This window comes from Nevskia sp., from assembly GCF_051860985.1.
GTDB lineage: Bacteria > Pseudomonadota > Gammaproteobacteria > Nevskiales > Nevskiaceae > Nevskia.
This window is the reverse complement of sequence record NZ_JBIMKV010000005.1, coordinates 82945-99810: the sequence shown is the minus strand read 5'-3', so window position 1 is coordinate 99810 and position 16866 is coordinate 82945. Positions and strand designations below refer to the sequence as shown.

Sequence of the window (16866 nt, the reverse complement as noted above, 5' to 3'; positions counted from 1 at the left end):
CTGCGCTACCATTTCCGCTGTTTCCGCACCTTAGAAAGCCGATCTCCCGGATGAACCGACCGCTCCTGCTTGCCCGTTCGCTGCTGCTCGCCACGGCCACCGTCATCGCTGCCGCCAGCCCGGCGCGCGCGATCACCATTCCCGACGCGCCGAGCATCGATGCCAAGAGCTATGCGCTGATCGACTTCGACAGCGGCGAGCTGCTGGTCGGCAGCAATCCGGATGCCCGCATCGAGCCGGCATCGATCACCAAGGTGCTGACCACCTACATCGCCTTCGACGAGATCAAGAAGGGCCGTCTGAAGCTCGACGACACCGCCCTGGTCAGCGAGAAGGCCTGGCGGCAGGGCAAGGATTCCAGCGAATCGCGGATGTTCCTGACGCTCGGCAGCCGGGTAAAGATCGAGGATCTGCTCAGAGGCATCATCATCGTGTCCGGCAACGACGCTTCGATCGCGCTGGCCGAGCACCTGGCCGGCAGCGAGGACGCCTTCGCCGACCTGATGAACGAATACGCCAAGCGGCTCGGCATGGCGAACAGCCATTTCGTCGACGCCAGCGGCCTGCCGCATCCGGAGCACTACACCACCGCCCGCGATCTGGCGATCCTCGGCCGGGCGCTGATCCGCGACTTCCCGGACGGCTACGCGATCTACTCGGAAAAGTCGTTCAAGTACGGCATCGACCGGCCGCAGGAAAACCGCAATGGCCTGCTGATCAAGGACCCGACCGTCGACGGCATCAAGACCGGCCACACGAGTGCTGCCGGCTACTGCCTGCTGTCGTCGGCCAAGCGCGACGGCCGCCGGCTGATCTCGGCGGTGATGGGCGCGCCGACCTGGGCCTACCGCGAGCAGGCCAGCCTGGAGCTGCTGAACTACGGCTTCCGCTTCTGGGAAAGCGCCAGCCTGTTCGGCCCGGCGGCGGCGGTCGGCAGCGTTCGCGTCTACAAGGGCGAGACCGACAGCGTGCAGGTCGGCACCCTGGAACCGCTGCGCCTGACCCTGCAGCGCGGCGCCAAGGAAACGCTGCAGGTGGTGCCGGAACTCGATGCCCGCGCGGTCGCCCCGATCGCCGCCGGCACCGTGCTCGGCAAAGCCACGATCACCGCCGACGGCAAGCCGCTGCGCACCGTCGAGCTGGTGGCGCTGACCGAGGTCAAGGCGGGCGGCTTCTGGCGGCGGCTGATCGACCAGATCAAGCTCTGGTTCGGCCTGTAACACGGGATTTCCCGACATGAGCGACGCGGAACCGAAGGCACCCGCCGGACTGACCTATCCCTGCGAGTTTCCGCTGAAGGTGTTCATCCGCCCGGACGAGGCAACCGCCGCGCGCATCGCCGACGCCGTTCGCGCCGAACTGGCGGCCGGCGCCCCGGTGACCACCGCACGCCGGCTGTCGTCGACCGGCAAGTACCTGTCGCTGACAGTGAACTTCACTGCCGACGACGCCGAGCAACTCGACCGCGTGATCAAGGCGGTGACCGCCGATCCGGGTGTGATCCTGGCGCTGTGAGCACGCTGCCGGTCGTGGTTCGCCACCTCGGCCTGCGCGACTACGGCAGCGTCTACGCCGAGATGCGGGACTTCACCGCCGCCCGCACGGCGACGTCGGCGGACGAGCTGTGGTGCGTCGAGCATCCGCCGGTGTTCACCCAGGGACAGGCCGGCAAGCCGGAGCACCTGCTGGCGCCGGGCGACATCCCGGTGGTGCAGAGCAACCGCGGCGGCCAGGTCACCTACCACGGCCCCGGCCAGGCGGTGATCTACGTGCTGGTCGATCTGGCCCGGCGCGGCGAAGGCATCCGCGCGCTGGTCACGCTGCTGGAGACCGCGATGATCGCGGTGCTGGCCGGCTACGGCATTACAGCGCAGGCCCGGGCCGATGCGCCCGGCGTCTACGTCGACGGCCCGTTCGATGGCCGGCCGGGGCTGCGCAAGATCGGCTCGCTGGGCCTGCGCGTCAGCCGAGGCTGCAGCTACCACGGGCTGGCGCTGAACGTGGCGATGGATCTGGAACCGTTCGCACGGATCAATCCTTGCGGCCTGATCGACATGCAGATGACCCAGATCGCCGACCTGTGCGCCGCCCCGCCGTCGCTGCCGGCGGTCCAGCAGGCGCTGGTCGACGTGCTGATCGCCCGGCTCGCGACACCGGGCTGACCCGCGCGGCCCGCAGGGGCACTGAACGATCCGGCGATCGAGAACTCCAATCGTCGATCCATCGCGTATAGTTTTGGCCCTTGCAGCCCACCCCTTTCCCGATTCCGCCGACGATGACGACCGCCGCCGACAGCCTGGTTCGTGTCCGCTCGCTGAAGTTCGGCTTCGGCCCGAAAGTGATCTATGACGGCATCGATCTCGACATCGTGCGCGGCAAGATCACCGCCATCCTCGGCCCCAGCGGCACCGGCAAGACCACGCTGCTGCGGCTGATCGGCGGCCAGTGGAAGCCGGATGCCGGCAGCATCGAATTCGATGGCATCGACGTGCACCGGCAGTCGCGCAGCCAGCTGTTCGAACTGCGCAAGCGCATGGGCCTGCTGTTCCAGAGCGGTGCGCTGCTGACCGATCTCAGCGTATTCGAGAACGTCGCGTTTCCGCTGCGCGAGCACACCGCGTTCCCGGAATCGATGATCCGCGACCTGGTGCTGATGAAGCTGGAAGCCGTCGGCCTGCGCGGCGCGGCGAAGCTCTATCCCAGCGAGATTTCCGGCGGCATGGCGCGCCGCGTGGCCATGGCCCGGGCGATTGCGCTGGAACCCGACATGATCATGTACGACGAGCCGTTCACCGGTCAGGACCCGATCTCGATGGGCGTGCTGATCCGCCTGATCCAGGGCCTGAACAAGTCGCTGGACCTGACGTCGGTGATCGTCACCCACGATGTCGAGGACGTCATGCGGATCGCCGATTACGTCTATGTGCTGTCGGGCGGCAAGGTGCTGGATCACGGCTCGCCGGCCGAGGTGCAGCATTCGAAATCCGACCTGGTGCGGCAGTTCCTCAACGGCGAGGCCGACGGCCCGGTGTCGTTCCACTACAAGGCCGCGCGTGGCTACGCAGACGATCTGATGGCGGGGCGCGAATGAACTTCCTTGCCCCGCTGACCGAAGGGCTGCGCGGCCTCGGCCGCGCGATGCTGTTCCTGTTCACGATCCTGGCCGGCATTCCGGCGGCGCTGCTGCGGCCGCGGCTGATCCTGCAGCAGATCTACTCGGTCGGCGTGCTGAGCCTGATCATCATCGTCATCTCCGGCAGCTTCATCGGCATGGTGCTGGCGCTGCAGGGCTATCGCACGCTGGTCAACTTCGGCGCGGCGTCCAGCCTCGGCGTGCTGGTGGCGCTGTCGATCGTCCGCGAACTGGGGCCGGTGGTCACCGCGCTGCTGTTCGCCGGTCGCGCCGGCTCGGCGCTGGCAGCGGAAATCGGCCTGATGAAGGCCACCGACCAGCTGTCGGGCATGGAAATGATGGCGGTCGACCCGATCAAGCGGGTGATCGCGCCGCGTTTCATCGCCGGCCTGGTCGCGATGCCGCTGCTGGTGTCGATCTTTTCGCTGATGGCGATCGGCGTCGCCGGCGGCCATGCGATCGGCGTCGAGCTGCTCGGCGTCGACGATGGCTCGTACTGGTCGCAGATCAACCAGGCGATGCACGGCACCGACATCCGCGACATGCTGATCAAGGGCACCGTGTTCGGCCTGGCGATCAGCTGGATCGCCGTCTACCAGGGCTACCACGCAGCCCCCACGTCCGAAGGTGTCTCGCGGGCCACGACCTCGACGGTCGTGGTGTCGTCGCTCGCGGTGCTCGCGCTCGACTTCGTGCTGACCGCCTTCATGTTCCATTAAGCCATCCCGATCAGACTGGATTTCGTCATGCCATCTAGAAGCCTTGAATTGCTGGTCGGATTCTTCGTGAGCCTCGGCATCGCCGCCGTGTTCGTGCTGACCTTCCGCGTCGCCAGCCTCGATTCGGTCGGCGACAGCGGCTCGAGCTACCGCATCACCGCGAAGTTCGAGAACACCGGCAGCCTGGCGCGCGGCGCGTCGGTGAAGATGTCCGGCGTGCGCATCGGCCGGGTCCGCGACATCGGCATCGACCCGGAAACCTTCCAGGCCGTGGTGACGATGGAAATCGACGGCGCGCGCAACAACATTCCGGCCGACTCGAACCTGAAGATCCTGACCGCCGGCCTGCTCGGCGAGCAGTACGTCGGCGTCGAGGCCGGCGGCGATCCGGAGCCGCTGAAGGATGGCAGCGTGGTGACGTTCACCCAGTCCGCGCTGGTGCTGGAAAACCTGATCGGCCAGATGCTGACCTCGTTCACGCAGAAAGAGCCGAAGGCCGAGCAGCCCGCTGAACCGGCGGCCGCCGCCCCGGCCCCCTGATCGAACAACGACCCGAGGAGAGACCCGTCCATGTTCAAACCCCTGATGTCCCTGCTGCTGACGCTCGGCATCGCCGCCGGCGCGCACGCCGACGCCACGACGCCGGATCAGGCGCTGCGCGGCACGACGGAAAAGATCCAGAACCTGATCAAGGACAACTACAAGACCTACCGCAAGGATCTGCCGACCTTCTACAAGGCGGTGGATGACGTGGTGGTGCCGCGCTTCGATGTGCCCTACATCGCCCAGCTGGTGCTGGCCACGCACTACAAGACCGCCTCCGCCGACCAGCGCAGCCGCTTCGCGGACGCCTTCAAGAACATGCTGGTGCGGGCCTACGGCAACGCGATGCTCGACAACTACAACTCGATCCAGATCGAGTGGCTGCCGGTGCGCATCGACGGCGACAAAGCGCTGGTCAACACCAGCATGAGCAACAGCGGCGGCAAGAAGTACGCCATCGGCTTCCGCGTCCGCAAGGTCAACGACGACTGGAAGGTGTTCGACATCGCGGTCGAGAACATCTCGCTGATCACCAACTTCCGCACCCAGCTGAGCGCGGAGATCAAGCGCACCAGCCTCGATGACGTGATCAAGCGGATGGAAAGCGGCGAGTTCGCCCAGACGGCGCCCGGCGCCCAGTGACCGGTCGATGAGCGCCGCGCTGGAAGGGGAGCTGAGCTTTGCCCGGGTGCCGCACTGGCTGGCCCAGGCGGACACGCTGGCAGCGGCCGCCGTACTGGACCTGAGCCGCATCACCCGCACCGATTCCGCCGGGCTGGCGCTGCTGCTGGAACTGACCCGGCGCGCCCGCCAGAAGGGACAGGCGCTGTCGCTGAAGGCGCCGCCGGCGCAGCTGCGGCAGCTGGCCGGTTTCTTCGGCCTTGACGGCGTGCTGCAATTCGCCGACTGATTCCACCGAAACACCGCTTCGCAACGGGGAGCATCACATGCGGCTTGCAGGGACCTTGCTGGCGATCGCCGCGCTGACCGCGCTTGGCGGCTGCGCACACCGGCCGGCGGACGATCCGGCGGACCCGCTGGAGCCGGTCAACCGGGCCGTCTTCCGGTTCAACGAAACGGCCGACCGGTACGCGCTGCGGCCGGTGGCGAAGGTCTATGCCAAGGTCACGCCGGCGCCGGCGCGCACCGGCATCGGCAATTTCTTCGACAACCTTCAGGAACCGCGCAACATCGTCAACGCGATCCTGCAGGCGAAGTTCGTGCAGGCCAGCAAGAACTTCGGCCGCCTGCTGCTGAACACCACGGCCGGGCTCGGCGGCTTCATCGACGTGGCCAGCGACGTCGGCCTGGAAAAGCACGAGGAAGGCCTCGGCCAGACGCTGGGCTACTGGGGTGTCGGCGAAGGCTGGTACCTGATGCTGCCGCTGCTCGGACCAAGCACCAACCGCGATCTGGTCGGCTTCGTCGGCGACAGCTTCGTCAATCCCTCGTTCTATCTGCCGGGCCGCTACGACGTCTACGCGATCAGTGCCAACGCGGTGAATCTGGTCAACGTGCGCGCCAACCTGCTTTCGGCCGATGGCCTGCTGCAGCAGCAGTTCGACCGCTACCTGTTCGTCCGCACCGCCTACCTGCAGCAGCGCTGGAGCCTGATCCACGACGGCAACCCGCCGCTCGAGGACTTCGATCTGCCGGATGACGACGGCGACAGCGACGACGGCGCCACTGCCGGCAAGTAGTCAGGCCCGCCGGATGGCGGCGAGCCGTTTGCCACGCCGCGCCGCCGGCCTCTTACCTGCCGGCGGCAGCGACACTCAGGCTGCGGCCGACAGCTTCCGCCGCGTTCGCCCGCCGCGGCTGCCGGTCTCCGATGCCGGCGAGGAAAACTGCAGGTAGGCGTCCTCGATCGGCGCTTCGAGCAGCATCGGCTTGTCCAGCTCGTAGGCGTGCAGCACCCGCCACGGCAGCTGCCGGCCCTGGCGCGGCAGGCTGCTCTGGGCGCGGCGGATGTAGCCGGAGCCCAGCGAACCCAGGATGGTGTCGTCCTGCATCTCGCCGTCCGGCGCGCTGGCCACGAACAACGTCTGGCCGCGCTCGTCCATGTGGTTGATCAGGCGGCACAGGTAGCGGGCGATCATATCCGCCTTCAGCGTCCACGAGGCGTTGGTGTAGCCCATGATCCAGCCGAGGTTCGGCACGTCCTGCAGCAGCGCGCCCTTGTAGGTCATCAGGCTGCCGGAGTCGCGCGTCTCGCCGTCCACCGTGACCTGCACGCCGCCGAAAATCTGGATGTTCAGGCCGGTGGCGGTGACGATGATGTCGGCCTCCAGCTGCTGGCCGGACTTGAGCAGGATGCCGGTTTCGGTGAAGCGCTCGATGTGGTCGGTGACGATCGAGGCCTTGCCGGACTTCAGCGTCTTGAACAGGTCGCCGTTCGGCACCGCGCACAGGCGCTCGTCCCAGGGCTTGTAGCTCGGCGTGAAGTGCTTCATGTCCACCGCATCGCCCAGCTGCTGCTTGACTGCGCCGAGCAGCAGCTTGCGGATGCGGTTCGGGTAGCGCTTGGCGGCCTTGTACATCACCCGCTGCAGCTTGATGTTGCGGGTGCGGGCCAGCTGGTGCACCCACTTGCTGGGCAGGAAGCGGCTCAGCAGGCCGGAGATCTTGTCGTCGCCCGGCACCGAAAAGATGTAGCTCGGCGAGCGCTGCAGCATGGTCACGTGGGCCGCCGTGCCAGCCATCGCCGGCACCAGGGTCACGGCGGTCGCGCCGCTGCCGATCACCACCACCTTCTTGCCCTGGTAGTCGAGCTTCTCCGGCCAGTGCTGCGGGTGGATGCGGGTGCCCTTGAAGCTGTCGGCGCCGGGGAAATCGGGCAGGAAGCCCTGATCGTAGTTGTAGTAGCCGGTGCAGCTGATCAGCACGCGGCTGGTGAAGCGGCGGGTCTCGCCGCTGGCCTCATCGATCGCCTGCACCGTCCACAGCGCGTCGGCGGTCGAGAAATCGGCGCTGACGATCTTCAGGCCGTAGCGGATCTTCTTGTCGACGCCGTACTCCTTCGCCGTGTCGATCACGTACTGGCGGATCGCCGGGCCATCGGCCAGCACCTTGGTGTCGTTCCACGGCCGGAACGCGTAGCCGAAGCTGAACATGTCGGAATCCGAGCGGATGCCGGGATAGCGGAACAGATCCCAGGTGCCGCCGATCGACTGCCGCCGTTCCAGCACCGCGAACTTCTTGCCGGGGCAGTCGCGGGTCAGGTGGCAGGCCATGCCGATGCCGGACAGGCCGGCACCGATGATCAGCACGTCGTAGGTCTCGCTCATCTGGAATTCCTCGCAGCAAAGGTTGCGGCGCAGGCCCTCTGACGATCAGGCGCGGCGTCCGGTGACCGCAGCGACCGGCCCAGCCCGCCGCGCGTGCGGCAGATGATCAGGCAAAGCATCGCGTGACGCTACAAGTGTTCTCTATCAGTGCGCGCCAGCCGGCGCCGCCCCGTGGCCGGCGGTGGCCGGTGGCGGCGCAGCGGCGGCTGGCGGTTCGGCGACCGTCGCACCCTCCGGCAGCGCGGCGCCGAGCGTACCGTCGTCATGACCGCCGTCGGTCAGGCTGGCTTCCTCGGCCTGGTTCATCACCACGATGCTGATGCGCCGGTTGATCGGCGCCTGCGGATTGGCCTTGTCGAACAGCACCGACGACGCCAGGCCGACCACCACCGCCACCTTGTCCTCGCTCAGGGAGCCGGCGATCAGCGCCCGACGCGCGGCATTGGCGCGGTCGGCCGACAGTTCCCAGTTGGTGTAGCCGGCGCGATCGCCGTACGGCGCGTTGTCGGTGTGGCCGGAAATGCTGATCCGGTTCGGCACCGTCTGGATGAACGCGCCCAGCTCGTGAAGGATTTCCACCGTGTACGGCTTGAGCGCGCTGCTGCCGATGTCGAACATCGGCCGGTTCTGCTTGTCGACGATCTGGATGCGCAGCCCGGCTGGCGTGATGTCGATCAGCAGCTGGTCCTTGAACGGCTCCAGCGCCTGGCTGGCGTCGATCGCCTGACGCAGCTCCTTCATCAGCGTTTCCAGCCGCTTGCGCTCCAGCTCCTTGGACAGCCGCTTGATCTCCTTGGGATCGGCCGGCTTGGTGGTGACCTTCTTCAGTTCCATGCCGCTGCCCAGCTTGACCAGGCTGGTGCTGGCGCCACCCGGCCCGTTCATGCCGGGGCTCGGCGCCGTGGCGCGGCCGTCCATCATGCTGGGATTGTTGAAGTATTCGGAGATCGCGCCGCGCTGTTCCTTGGTGGTCGCCGCGATCAGCCACATCAGCAGGAAGAAGGCCATCATCGCGGTTGCGAAATCGGCGAACGCCACCTTCCAGGAGCCGCCGTGATGACCGCCACCGACGACCTTCTTGACTCGCCGGATGACGATCGGAGTCGGGGCGTCGGCCATCTCACTTGGCTCCCTTCAGATGCTCTTCGAGCTGCGCGAAGGTCGGCCGCATGTCGGCGTTCAGCGTCTTGCGCGCGAACTCCACGGCGATGTTCGGGTTGTAGCCGTGCAGGCTGGCGATCAGCCCCATCTTGACCGCCTCGAAGGCCTTGGCATCAGCCTTCGCCGCGCCTTCCATCGCCACCGCCAGCGGGCCGACGAAACCGTAGGCGAGCAGGATGCCGAGGAAGGTGCCGACCAGCGCCGCCGCCACATGGGCACCGACCGCCGCGATGTCGCCGCCGATCGAACCCATCGTGATGACGATGCCGAGCACCGCCGCGACGATGCCGAAGCCGGGCAGCGAATCGGACACGCGGGTCAGCGCGTGGGACGCCGCCTCGGCCTCGTGGTGGTGGGTCTCGAGTTCCAGATCCAGCAGCGGTTCCAGCTCGTTCGGCCCCATGTTGCCGGACACGATCATCCGCAGGCAGTCGGTGATGAACTCGACCAGGTGATGATCCTTCTGCACCAGCGGGTACTTGGAAAAGATCGCAGAGGCTTTCGGGTCCTCGACATGCGATTCCAGCGACATCATGCCGCTCTTGCGCGCCGTGTTCAGCAGCTCGAACAGCAGCGCCAGGATTTCCAGGTAATGCTTCTTGCCGTAGTGCGGCCCCTTCAGCACGCCGATGATCGCGCTGAACACCGCCTTCACCACGCGCATCGGGTTGGCGATCAGGAAGCCGCCCATCGCCGCGCCGCCGATCACCAGCAGCTCGTAGGGCTGCCACAGCGCCATGACATGGCCGTGGGACAGCACGAAGCCGCCGAGCACGCTGGCGATGACAACGATGGAACCGACGATGGGCAGCATGGCAAGAGATCCGGATCGGGGATTTGCGCGGGCTATCGACCGCTGCCACGCATCCTTGAGCGGCGCCCGGCACCGGTCGCACCAGCGGCAGCGACCGGCCCGCGAGCGGCTCACAATGCGGCACCCCTGCACCGCGTCCACGGCCATGTCCCGCTTCCACAGCTACCGGCCCGAAGAAGGCCACCGCCTCGCCCACGATCCGTTCAACGCCATCGTCGGCCCGCGGCCGATCGGCTGGATCTCGACGCGCGCGGCCAGCGGCATCGCCAACCTCGCGCCGTACAGCTTTTTCAACGCCTTCAACTACCGGCCGCCGATCATCGGTTTCTCCTCGATCGGCTGGAAGGACACCGTGCGCAACATCGAGGCGACCCGCGAATTCGTCTGGAACCTGGCCACCCGGCCGCTGGCCGAGGCGATGAACGCCTCCTGCGCCGCGGTGGCGCCGGAGATCGACGAATTCACGCTGGCTGGTGTCACACCGCTGGCCTCGACCCGGGTGGCCGCGCCCCGCGTCGCCGAATCCCCGGTCAGCTTCGAATGCCGGCTCAGCCAGATGCTGCGGCTGACCAGTGCCGACGGTACCGCCGTCGACAGCTGGATGGTGTTCGGCGAAGTGATCGCCGTGCACATCGACCAGGCCCTGCTGGTCGATGGCGTCTACGACACCGCCGCCGCCGAGCCGGTCCTGCGCGGCGGCGGCCCGGCCGACTACTTCACGATCGACGCCGCCCACCGGTTCCGGATGTGGCGGCCCTGAGCGCCGATAATCCCGCTTCGTCCCCACTGCGCCCGAGCCCCCGATGACCGTCACCGAAGCCCTGCACGCCCGCATCTCGACCCGCGCCTTCCTCGATACGCCGCTGACCGAGGCGACGCTGCGCGAGATCCTCGACGCCGCGCGCTGGTCGCCGAGCGGCGGCAACCTGCAACCCTGGCAGGTGATCGCGGTATCCGGCGCCGCGCAGGAAGCGGTCAAGCAGCTGGTGCGCGACTACAAGGGGCCGGGCCTATTCCCGGACGAGGAAGGCGCCTATCCGGTCTACCCGGCCAACCTCTGGGACCCGTACCGCAGCCGCCGCTACAAGGTCGGCGAGGATCTCTACGCGCTGCTCGGCATCGGCCGCGACAACAAACCCGGCCGTCTCAAGCAGCTGGCGAAGAACTTCGATTTCTTCGGCGCGCCGGTCGGCCTGTTCTTCGTCATCGACAGCCGCATGGGCCACGGCCAGTGGGCGCATCTGGGCATGTTCATGCAGTCGGTGGCGCTGGCCGCGACCGAGCGCGGCGTCGCCTCCTGCTTCCAGGAACTGTGGGGCACGCTGCGCACCACGCTGAAGGCGCATTTCCAGCTCGACGAACACCAGCTGGTCTACTGCGGCATGGCGCTCGGCTACGCCGATCCGGATGCCGCCGTGAACCGGCTGCGCACCGAGCGCGAGCCGGTGGACAGTTTCGCGCGCTTCCATTTCGACTGAGCACGCAAGGATTCGGTCCGACTGCGGCCGGCGGCGCGCTGCTACCCTGCGCGCCGTTCTGGCAGGCCTTGTGCCTGTCGAATGCCGTCCCCTTTTCGACCGACTGCGCACCCTGCACGACGTCCCCGACCGCAGGAGCGCCGCACCATGTCCACCATCCATTTCATCGGCGGCGAGAAAGGCGGCGTCGGCAAGTCGCTGGTCTCGCGCGTGCTCGCCCAGTACCTGATCGACCACCAGCTGCCGTTCCTCGGCTTCGATTCCGACCGCTCGCACGGCGCGCTGCTGCGCTTCTACGCCGGCTATGCCTCGCCGGTGGTGGTCGATGACTACGACAGCCTCGACAAGGTCGTCGAAGCCGCAGCCGCCGAGCCGGAGCGGCGGGTGCTGGTCGATCTCGCCGCGCAGACGCAGGCGCCCCTGGTGCGCTGGATCGAGGAATCCGGCGCGCTGGAACTGGCGAAGGAGATCGGCGTCCGTATCCGCTACTGGCACGTGATGGATTCAGGCAAGGATTCGGTCGACCTGCTGAGCAAGCTGTTCGACCGCTTCGACGATCACCTCGACTACGTGCTGGTGCTGAACGCGCTGCGCGGCGACGACTTCGGCATCTTCGAGCAGTCCGGCGAACCGGCCCGGGCGAAGGATCTGGGCGCACGGATCATCCGCTTCCCGCGCCTGCACGACACCGTGATGAACAAGATCGACGCCCGCAGCGCCAGCTTCTGGGCGGCGGCGCACGGCGGCGACAAGTCGCTGGCCGGCCTCGGCATGCTCGAACGCAGCCGGGTCAAGGTCTGGCTCGGCAAGGCCTACGCCGAACTGGACAACCTGTCGGTCTGAACCGGGACTTCAGTCCTCGGCTTCAGCCGCCGCTTCGCGGCCACGCTGGCGGGCCTCGGCTTCCCGGCGCGCTTCCTCGATCTGGGCCAGCACGCCGTCGACATCGGCGGCACCTTCGGGGAACGTGAACTGGCCGGTCAGCGGGCTGTCCGGCCGCAGTTCGGCCGCCTCGAACAGCGCCCAGATCTCGTGCGCGTACCAGCTGTCGCGCAGCTCCGGCGCCTGCCGCGCGCAGTACGCGGTGATGTTCTCGACATCGCGCGCCAGCATCCGGAAGGCGTTGTTGTTGCCGGCGGCGTCGACCGCCTGCGGCAGGTCGATGATCACCGGGCCATCGGGCCCGAGCAGCACGTTGAACTCCGACAGATCGCCGTGAATCAACCCTGCTGCCAGCATGCGCACGATCTGGTTCATCAGGAAGGCGTGCCAGGCGCGTGCCTGCTCCGGCGTCGGAGTGACGTCATTGAGGCGCATTGCCGGGCCGCCATCGGCGTCGCGGACCAGTTCCATCACCAGCACGCCGTCAAAGTGGCCGTACGGCTTCGGCACCCGCACGCCGGCCGCTTCGAGCCGGTACAGCGCATCGACCTCGGCGTTCTTCCAGGCTTCCTCCTGCTGGCGGCGGCCGTATCTGGAGCGCTTGCCCATCGCCCGCTGGTCGCGGCTGCCGCGCGCACGGCGGCCTTCCTGGTATTCGGCAAGCTTGTGGAAGCCGCGCTTCTCGGCTTCCTTGTAGACCTTGGCGCAGCGGATCACGCCGCCACCGCAGTCGACGACATAGACGGAGGCTTCCTTGCCGCTCTTAAGCGGGCGGATCACCGATTCGATGATGCCGTCTTCAATCAGCGGTTCGAGACCGCGCGGGGTTTTCATCGCGCATTGTCGCCGGGTTCGGGGACGGTGCACCGATGACCTCCCGAGGGCGCGCCCTGACCGTCGGTCCGCCGGCCGCGCGCCGTATGCTTCGGGTCCCGGCCGCCCGGCCCGCCTCCACAGGACTCCATGATGATCACCACCGCATCCGGCCTGCAGTACGAAGACACGGTCGAAGGCAGCGGCGCCACGGCCACCGCCGGCCAGCGCGTCAGCGTTCACTACACCGGCTGGCTCTACAAGGACGGCGTGGCCGGCAAGAAATTCGATTCCAGCAAGGATCGCGGCCAGCCGTTCGCGTTCCCGCTCGGCGGCGGCCGGGTGATCCGGGGCTGGGACGAGGGCGTGCAGGGCATGAAGGTCGGCGGCACTCGGCGGCTGGTGATTCCGGCCGATCTCGGCTACGGCGCGTCCGGCGCCGGCGGCGTCATTCCGCCCAACGCCACCCTGCTGTTCGAAGTCGAACTGCTCGGCGTCTGAGCCGATCCGTCCCACCACGAGGCCCACCACGAGGAGACCCACGATGCGCAAGAACATCGAATTCAAGACCGACGACGGCGTGACCCTGCGCGGCTGGCACTACGTGCCGGACAACGCGACGGGCCCGTTCCCGACCATCGTCATGGCCCACGGCTTTTCGGCGACCAAGGAGCTGTTTCTCGACAAGTACGCCGATCTGTACTGCGCCGCCGGCATGGCGGTGCTGGTCTACGACCACCGCAACCTCGGCGCCAGCGACGGCCAGCCGCGCCAGGAGATCGATCCCTGGGCGCAGATCAACGGCTACCGCGACGCGATCACCTTTGCCGAAACCCTGCCCGAGACCGATGCCAGCCGGATCGGCATCTTCGGCTCCAGCTACAGCGGCGGCCATGTGCTGGTGGTGGCGGCACTCGACCGCCGCGTGAAATGCGTGGTCTCGCAGGTGCCGCTGGTCGATGGTCCGCGCAACGCCCAGCGCATCGTGCCGGCCCATGCGATGGCCGGCATGCGGGCGATGTTCGAAGCCGACCGCCGCGCCCGCTACGCCGGCCAGCCACCGATCCGCCTGCCGGTGGTGTCGAACGACGGCACGCCCTGCGCGCTGCCAACCACCGACAGCTACGACTTCATGGTCGACGTCGGCAGCCAGAAGACCGACACCTGGATCAACGAGGTGACCCTGCGCTCGGTCGAGATGTTCATGGAGTACAAGCCGGGCGCCTACATCGGCCAGATCAGCCCGACGCCGCTGCTGATGCTGGTGCAGCTCGGCGATCACCTGACGGTGGCCGATCTGGCGCTGGAGGCCTACGAAAAGGCGCTGCAGCCGAAGAAGCTGATCACCATGCCGGGCGGCCACTTCGCCGCCTACATCGACAACTTCGAGACCGCCGGCCCGGGTTCGCGCGACTGGTTTGCCGAGCACCTGCGGTAGGCACGCCGTTCGGCTGCCACGCCCGCCGCGTTCGTCGCCATTCGCGTGGCGGCGGCGCGGCACGGCGCGACGATCGCTCCATCGGCCATCCGGCCCTCGTTCAAGGAGACCTCGTCATGCAGACCGCCATCGCCCTTTCCCGCCTGCTTCGCCAGATGGCCGAGCGGCAGCGCCAGCAGCAGTCGCAGGTCGCCGATCCGCGTCTGGCCGGCAATCTGGCGCGACTGTCCGACCAGCCGGCACCGACGGCCAATCCGGGCACGCCGCGCTGATCGCCCGCGCCGGGGGCGGGCTTCACCATTGCCGGCGCGGACGGTTTAAAGTCCGCGCATGAACAAGACCCTGCTCGCTCTCGCCCTCATCGCCCCGCTGCCAGCGCTCGCGCTGCCGGGCCTGTCCCTGGAAGCAAACGCCTTCGGCGGCGGCACCTCGATCGATGCCGCCGGCAACGGATCCGGTGACGGCAAGGGCGTCGAGTACGGCGTCCGTGCCGCTGCCAAGCTCGGCAGCGGCCTGTTCGCCGAAGGCCAGTACACGCGCCTGAATCCGGAAGACAACGCCTTCGGCGACGGCCTGAATTCGCGGATCGACGAGTTCCGCGTCGGCGGCGGCTACGCGCTGTCGCTGCCGATCCTGCCGATCTTCACCGCCGGCGTGTACGCGCACTACGTGACCCAGGACGTGAACCTCGGCAGCGCCGGTTCCGGCAACAGCAATGGCTACGATCTCGGCGTGCTCGGCCGCTTCGATCCGCTGCCGTTCATCGGGGCCTATGCCCGCGTCGGCAAGGTCGAAAGCACCGGCTTCGCCGGCTACGGCTCCGACGGCGTCGATTCGCTGATCGGCGTCGACCTGTCGCTGATGCCGTTCGTGCGCCTGTTCGCCGAATACCGCTACACCGAGGCGCTGGCCTCCGGCGCGAAGTTCGATTCCCACGGCTTTCGCGGCGGCGTGAAGATCGGTCTCTGAAGCTGCCGGATCACCCCGAAAGGCCCGCCTTGATGGCGGGCTTTTTCGTTGCGCCGGCGGCAGAGAAATATTTCACTGGCACCGGGAATAAGCCGGCATCCGGCCCGTTGTCGGAGGGCAGCCCGCCGGAGCGAAACCCGGCGCGCATCCGGGCCACGGACACCGCGCGGCCCGTCAATGCGGCGACCTGCTGCTCCCTCCACTGCCGCGTCTTCTCCGACGACTTCCGCCATGACCTTCCGATCGCTGTCCGCTGCCGGGCTGCTCGCCTGCAGCCTGCTTGCCGCCGTTGCCCACGCCGGGCCGACCGACCTCAGCTTCCCGCCGAACAGCTCGGCGGGCCACGACTTCAACCACGCGCCGATCGGCCAGTCGTTCCGGGCTGAAACCGCCGCCGTCCGCGCCGGCCTGCACCTGGCCGACCAGCATTCGTTCGGCCAGTGGCTGGCCAGCCGCTCGCCAGGCCAGACCGTGGCGCCGTATCCGTATGCGGTGGCGCCGTCGATCCGCGTACGCGCCCAGCTGCTGGCCGGCGAAGGCAGCACGGGCGCGGTGCTGCACAGCCGCGACCTGACGCTGACGGCGCCGTACTTCGGCTTCGTCGAGTTCGATTACGGCGCGGCCGGCATCCGGCTGACGCCCGGCCTGATGTACACGCTGCTGCTGACCGACATCTCCGGCCAGTCGTATCCGAACGGCGTGACCGGCTGGGTGTCGTCGGCCGTGCATGACTTCTCCACCGCCGCCACGCTGCCGCCGGGGGCCTACGCCAACGGCCTGCCGATCCTGCAGGGGCAGATCCAGTTCAACGATGCCGGCATCGGCGACAACGCCTTCCAGGCCATCGACACCAGCGCCACCAGCCCGCTGCCGCCGCCGCCGCCGCCGGCCTGCTCCGGCAACTACGCGGTGGTAAGCACCGTGGCGCTCAAATTCATCGAGGTGAACGGCGGAACCCGCAGCGCCGATCGCGTGTACTACGCGCCGCAGGCCGCCACCACGTTCACCGGCGGCACCACCACGTTCAAGCTGCAGGAGCGCGTCAGCTACGTCGGCACGCTCGATGTCGCCGGCTGCCACGCCACCCAGATGACGGTCTACCCGGTGCCGACGCCGGTGCTGGTCAGCGGCACCCTGCCGGCAGCCACGGTCGGCGTCGCCTACTCGGCCACCCTGACCGCTTCCGGCGGCATCGCGCCGTACAGCTGGTCGGCGATCGGCCTGCCGGCCGGTCTCGGCTTCAGCAGCGGCGCGATCAGCGGCACGCCGACCGTGGCCGGCACCAGCACGGTGACCGTCGACACCGCCGACGCGATCGGCCAGACGACGCGCACCGGCTACACGCTGTCCGTCAATCCGGCGGCCGCACCGACCTGCTCGGCGTCAACCGGCCGCGACAGCCGGGGCACCGGCAAGATCACCGCGCTCGGCAGCGGCTACGTGATGATCGGCACCTTGAAGCTGACGCTGAACAGCTGCACGGTGATCAAGCCGCAGAAGGGCAGCACGGCGCTGAAGGTCGGCCAGACCGTCGACTGGAACGGCATCGGCACCGGCAGCGTGATCCCGGCCAAGTCGATCGACGCCCGCTGAACCCTGCGCCTCACGGGCCAGCCGCTTCCAGCAGAA

Annotated in this window: 20 protein-coding genes and 1 pseudogene; 17 read left to right on the top strand and 4 right to left on the bottom strand. The window is 67.9% G+C overall.

The genetic code is table 11. From position 1 onward, the window contains the following. Positions 1 to 50 precede the first annotated feature (50 nt). From ACTIGJ_RS06750 to ACTIGJ_RS06710, 9 genes are all read left to right on the top strand, one after another. Complete coding sequence (locus ACTIGJ_RS06750; protein WP_439639524.1) at positions 51 to 1220, top strand: D-alanyl-D-alanine carboxypeptidase family protein; 1170 nt, start codon at positions 51 to 53, stop codon at positions 1218 to 1220. A 16-nt stretch (positions 1221 to 1236) separates the two neighbouring features. Continuing rightward, on the top strand, positions 1237 to 1515 hold the full coding sequence (locus ACTIGJ_RS06745) for a YbeD family protein (RefSeq protein ID WP_439639523.1): 279 nt from the start codon (positions 1237 to 1239) through the stop codon (positions 1513 to 1515). After that, complete coding sequence (lipB, locus tag ACTIGJ_RS06740) at positions 1512 to 2162, top strand: lipoyl(octanoyl) transferase LipB (RefSeq protein WP_439639522.1); 651 nt, start codon at positions 1512 to 1514, stop codon at positions 2160 to 2162. The genes ACTIGJ_RS06745 and lipB overlap by 4 nt, the downstream gene beginning before the upstream one ends. Positions 2163 to 2275: 113 nt before the next feature. After that, positions 2276 to 3091, top strand: a complete 816-nt coding sequence (locus ACTIGJ_RS06735) for an ABC transporter ATP-binding protein (RefSeq protein WP_439639521.1) — start codon at positions 2276 to 2278, stop codon at positions 3089 to 3091. Continuing rightward, a complete protein-coding gene (mlaE, locus tag ACTIGJ_RS06730; protein ID WP_439639520.1) occupies positions 3088 to 3852 on the top strand; it encodes a lipid asymmetry maintenance ABC transporter permease subunit MlaE in 765 nt (254 codons plus the stop codon). Before ACTIGJ_RS06735 ends, mlaE begins: the two co-directional genes overlap by 4 nt. A gap of 27 nt (positions 3853 to 3879) precedes the next feature. After that, positions 3880 to 4392, top strand: coding sequence for an outer membrane lipid asymmetry maintenance protein MlaD (mlaD, locus tag ACTIGJ_RS06725; protein WP_439639519.1), 513 nt, complete (start codon positions 3880 to 3882; stop codon positions 4390 to 4392). Positions 4393 to 4422: 30 nt separating this feature from the next. Beyond that, the gene (locus ACTIGJ_RS06720; RefSeq protein ID WP_439639518.1) at positions 4423 to 5037 is read left to right on the top strand and encodes an MlaC/ttg2D family ABC transporter substrate-binding protein; all 615 of its coding nucleotides are present in this window, start codon (positions 4423 to 4425) and stop codon (positions 5035 to 5037) included. Between the two features lie 7 nt (positions 5038 to 5044). After that, positions 5045 to 5305, top strand: coding sequence for an STAS domain-containing protein (locus ACTIGJ_RS06715; protein ID WP_439639517.1), 261 nt, complete (start codon positions 5045 to 5047; stop codon positions 5303 to 5305). Positions 5306 to 5342: 37 nt separating this feature from the next. Continuing rightward, entirely contained in the window at positions 5343 to 6095 is a 753-nt protein-coding gene (locus ACTIGJ_RS06710; protein WP_439639516.1) for an MlaA family lipoprotein, read from the top strand. Between the two features lie 75 nt (positions 6096 to 6170). Here the strand turns inward: ACTIGJ_RS06710 and ACTIGJ_RS06705 are convergent, their stop codons facing one another. The 3 genes and pseudogenes from ACTIGJ_RS06705 to motA all read right to left on the bottom strand — a co-directional run bounded on the left by ACTIGJ_RS06705 (position 6171) and on the right by motA (position 9657). After that, entirely contained in the window at positions 6171 to 7682 is a 1512-nt protein-coding gene (locus tag ACTIGJ_RS06705) for a flavin-containing monooxygenase (RefSeq protein WP_439639515.1), read from the bottom strand. Positions 7683 to 7832: 150 nt separating this feature from the next. After that, positions 7833 to 8801 (bottom strand): annotated as a pseudogene (gene motB / locus ACTIGJ_RS06700) (flagellar motor protein MotB); the annotation flags it as partial. 1 nt (position 8802) lies between these two features. Next, the gene (gene motA, locus ACTIGJ_RS06695; protein ID WP_439639514.1) at positions 8803 to 9657 is read right to left on the bottom strand and encodes a flagellar motor stator protein MotA; all 855 of its coding nucleotides are present in this window, start codon (positions 9655 to 9657) and stop codon (positions 8803 to 8805) included. A gap of 145 nt (positions 9658 to 9802) precedes the next feature. Here motA and ACTIGJ_RS06690 point away from each other — a divergent pair, with 145 nt between their 5' ends. The 3 genes from ACTIGJ_RS06690 to ACTIGJ_RS06680 all read left to right on the top strand — a co-directional run bounded on the left by ACTIGJ_RS06690 (position 9803) and on the right by ACTIGJ_RS06680 (position 11978). Further along, a complete protein-coding gene (locus ACTIGJ_RS06690) occupies positions 9803 to 10417 on the top strand; it encodes a flavin reductase family protein (protein ID WP_439639513.1) in 615 nt (204 codons plus the stop codon). Positions 10418 to 10460: 43 nt separating this feature from the next. Next, on the top strand, positions 10461 to 11135 hold the full coding sequence (locus ACTIGJ_RS06685; RefSeq protein WP_439639512.1) for a nitroreductase: 675 nt from the start codon (positions 10461 to 10463) through the stop codon (positions 11133 to 11135). A 147-nt stretch (positions 11136 to 11282) separates the two neighbouring features. Further along, positions 11283 to 11978 (top strand): mobilization protein, encoded by a 696-nt coding sequence (locus ACTIGJ_RS06680; RefSeq protein ID WP_439639511.1) that lies wholly within the window; start codon positions 11283 to 11285, stop codon positions 11976 to 11978. A 9-nt stretch (positions 11979 to 11987) separates the two neighbouring features. Here ACTIGJ_RS06680 and ACTIGJ_RS06675 read toward each other — a convergent pair whose 3' ends face one another. Continuing rightward, positions 11988 to 12851, bottom strand: a complete 864-nt coding sequence (locus tag ACTIGJ_RS06675; RefSeq protein ID WP_439639510.1) for a PA4780 family RIO1-like protein kinase — start codon at positions 12849 to 12851, stop codon at positions 11988 to 11990. Between the two features lie 132 nt (positions 12852 to 12983). Between ACTIGJ_RS06675 and ACTIGJ_RS06670 the strand changes: the two genes are divergently transcribed. The 5 genes from ACTIGJ_RS06670 (at position 12984) to ACTIGJ_RS06650 (ending at position 16830) form a co-directional block, all read left to right on the top strand. After that, the gene (locus tag ACTIGJ_RS06670) at positions 12984 to 13331 is read left to right on the top strand and encodes an FKBP-type peptidyl-prolyl cis-trans isomerase (RefSeq protein WP_439639670.1); all 348 of its coding nucleotides are present in this window, start codon (positions 12984 to 12986) and stop codon (positions 13329 to 13331) included. A 43-nt stretch (positions 13332 to 13374) separates the two neighbouring features. Further along, positions 13375 to 14268, top strand: a complete 894-nt coding sequence (locus tag ACTIGJ_RS06665) for an alpha/beta hydrolase (protein WP_439639509.1) — start codon at positions 13375 to 13377, stop codon at positions 14266 to 14268. Positions 14269 to 14384: 116 nt separating this feature from the next. Further along, positions 14385 to 14540, top strand: coding sequence for a hypothetical protein (locus ACTIGJ_RS06660; RefSeq protein ID WP_439639508.1), 156 nt, complete (start codon positions 14385 to 14387; stop codon positions 14538 to 14540). A 58-nt stretch (positions 14541 to 14598) separates the two neighbouring features. After that, entirely contained in the window at positions 14599 to 15237 is a 639-nt protein-coding gene (locus ACTIGJ_RS06655) for a hypothetical protein (protein ID WP_439639507.1), read from the top strand. A 231-nt stretch (positions 15238 to 15468) separates the two neighbouring features. Next, entirely contained in the window at positions 15469 to 16830 is a 1362-nt protein-coding gene (locus ACTIGJ_RS06650; RefSeq protein ID WP_439639506.1) for an Ig domain-containing protein, read from the top strand. Positions 16831 to 16866: the final 36 nt, after the last annotated feature.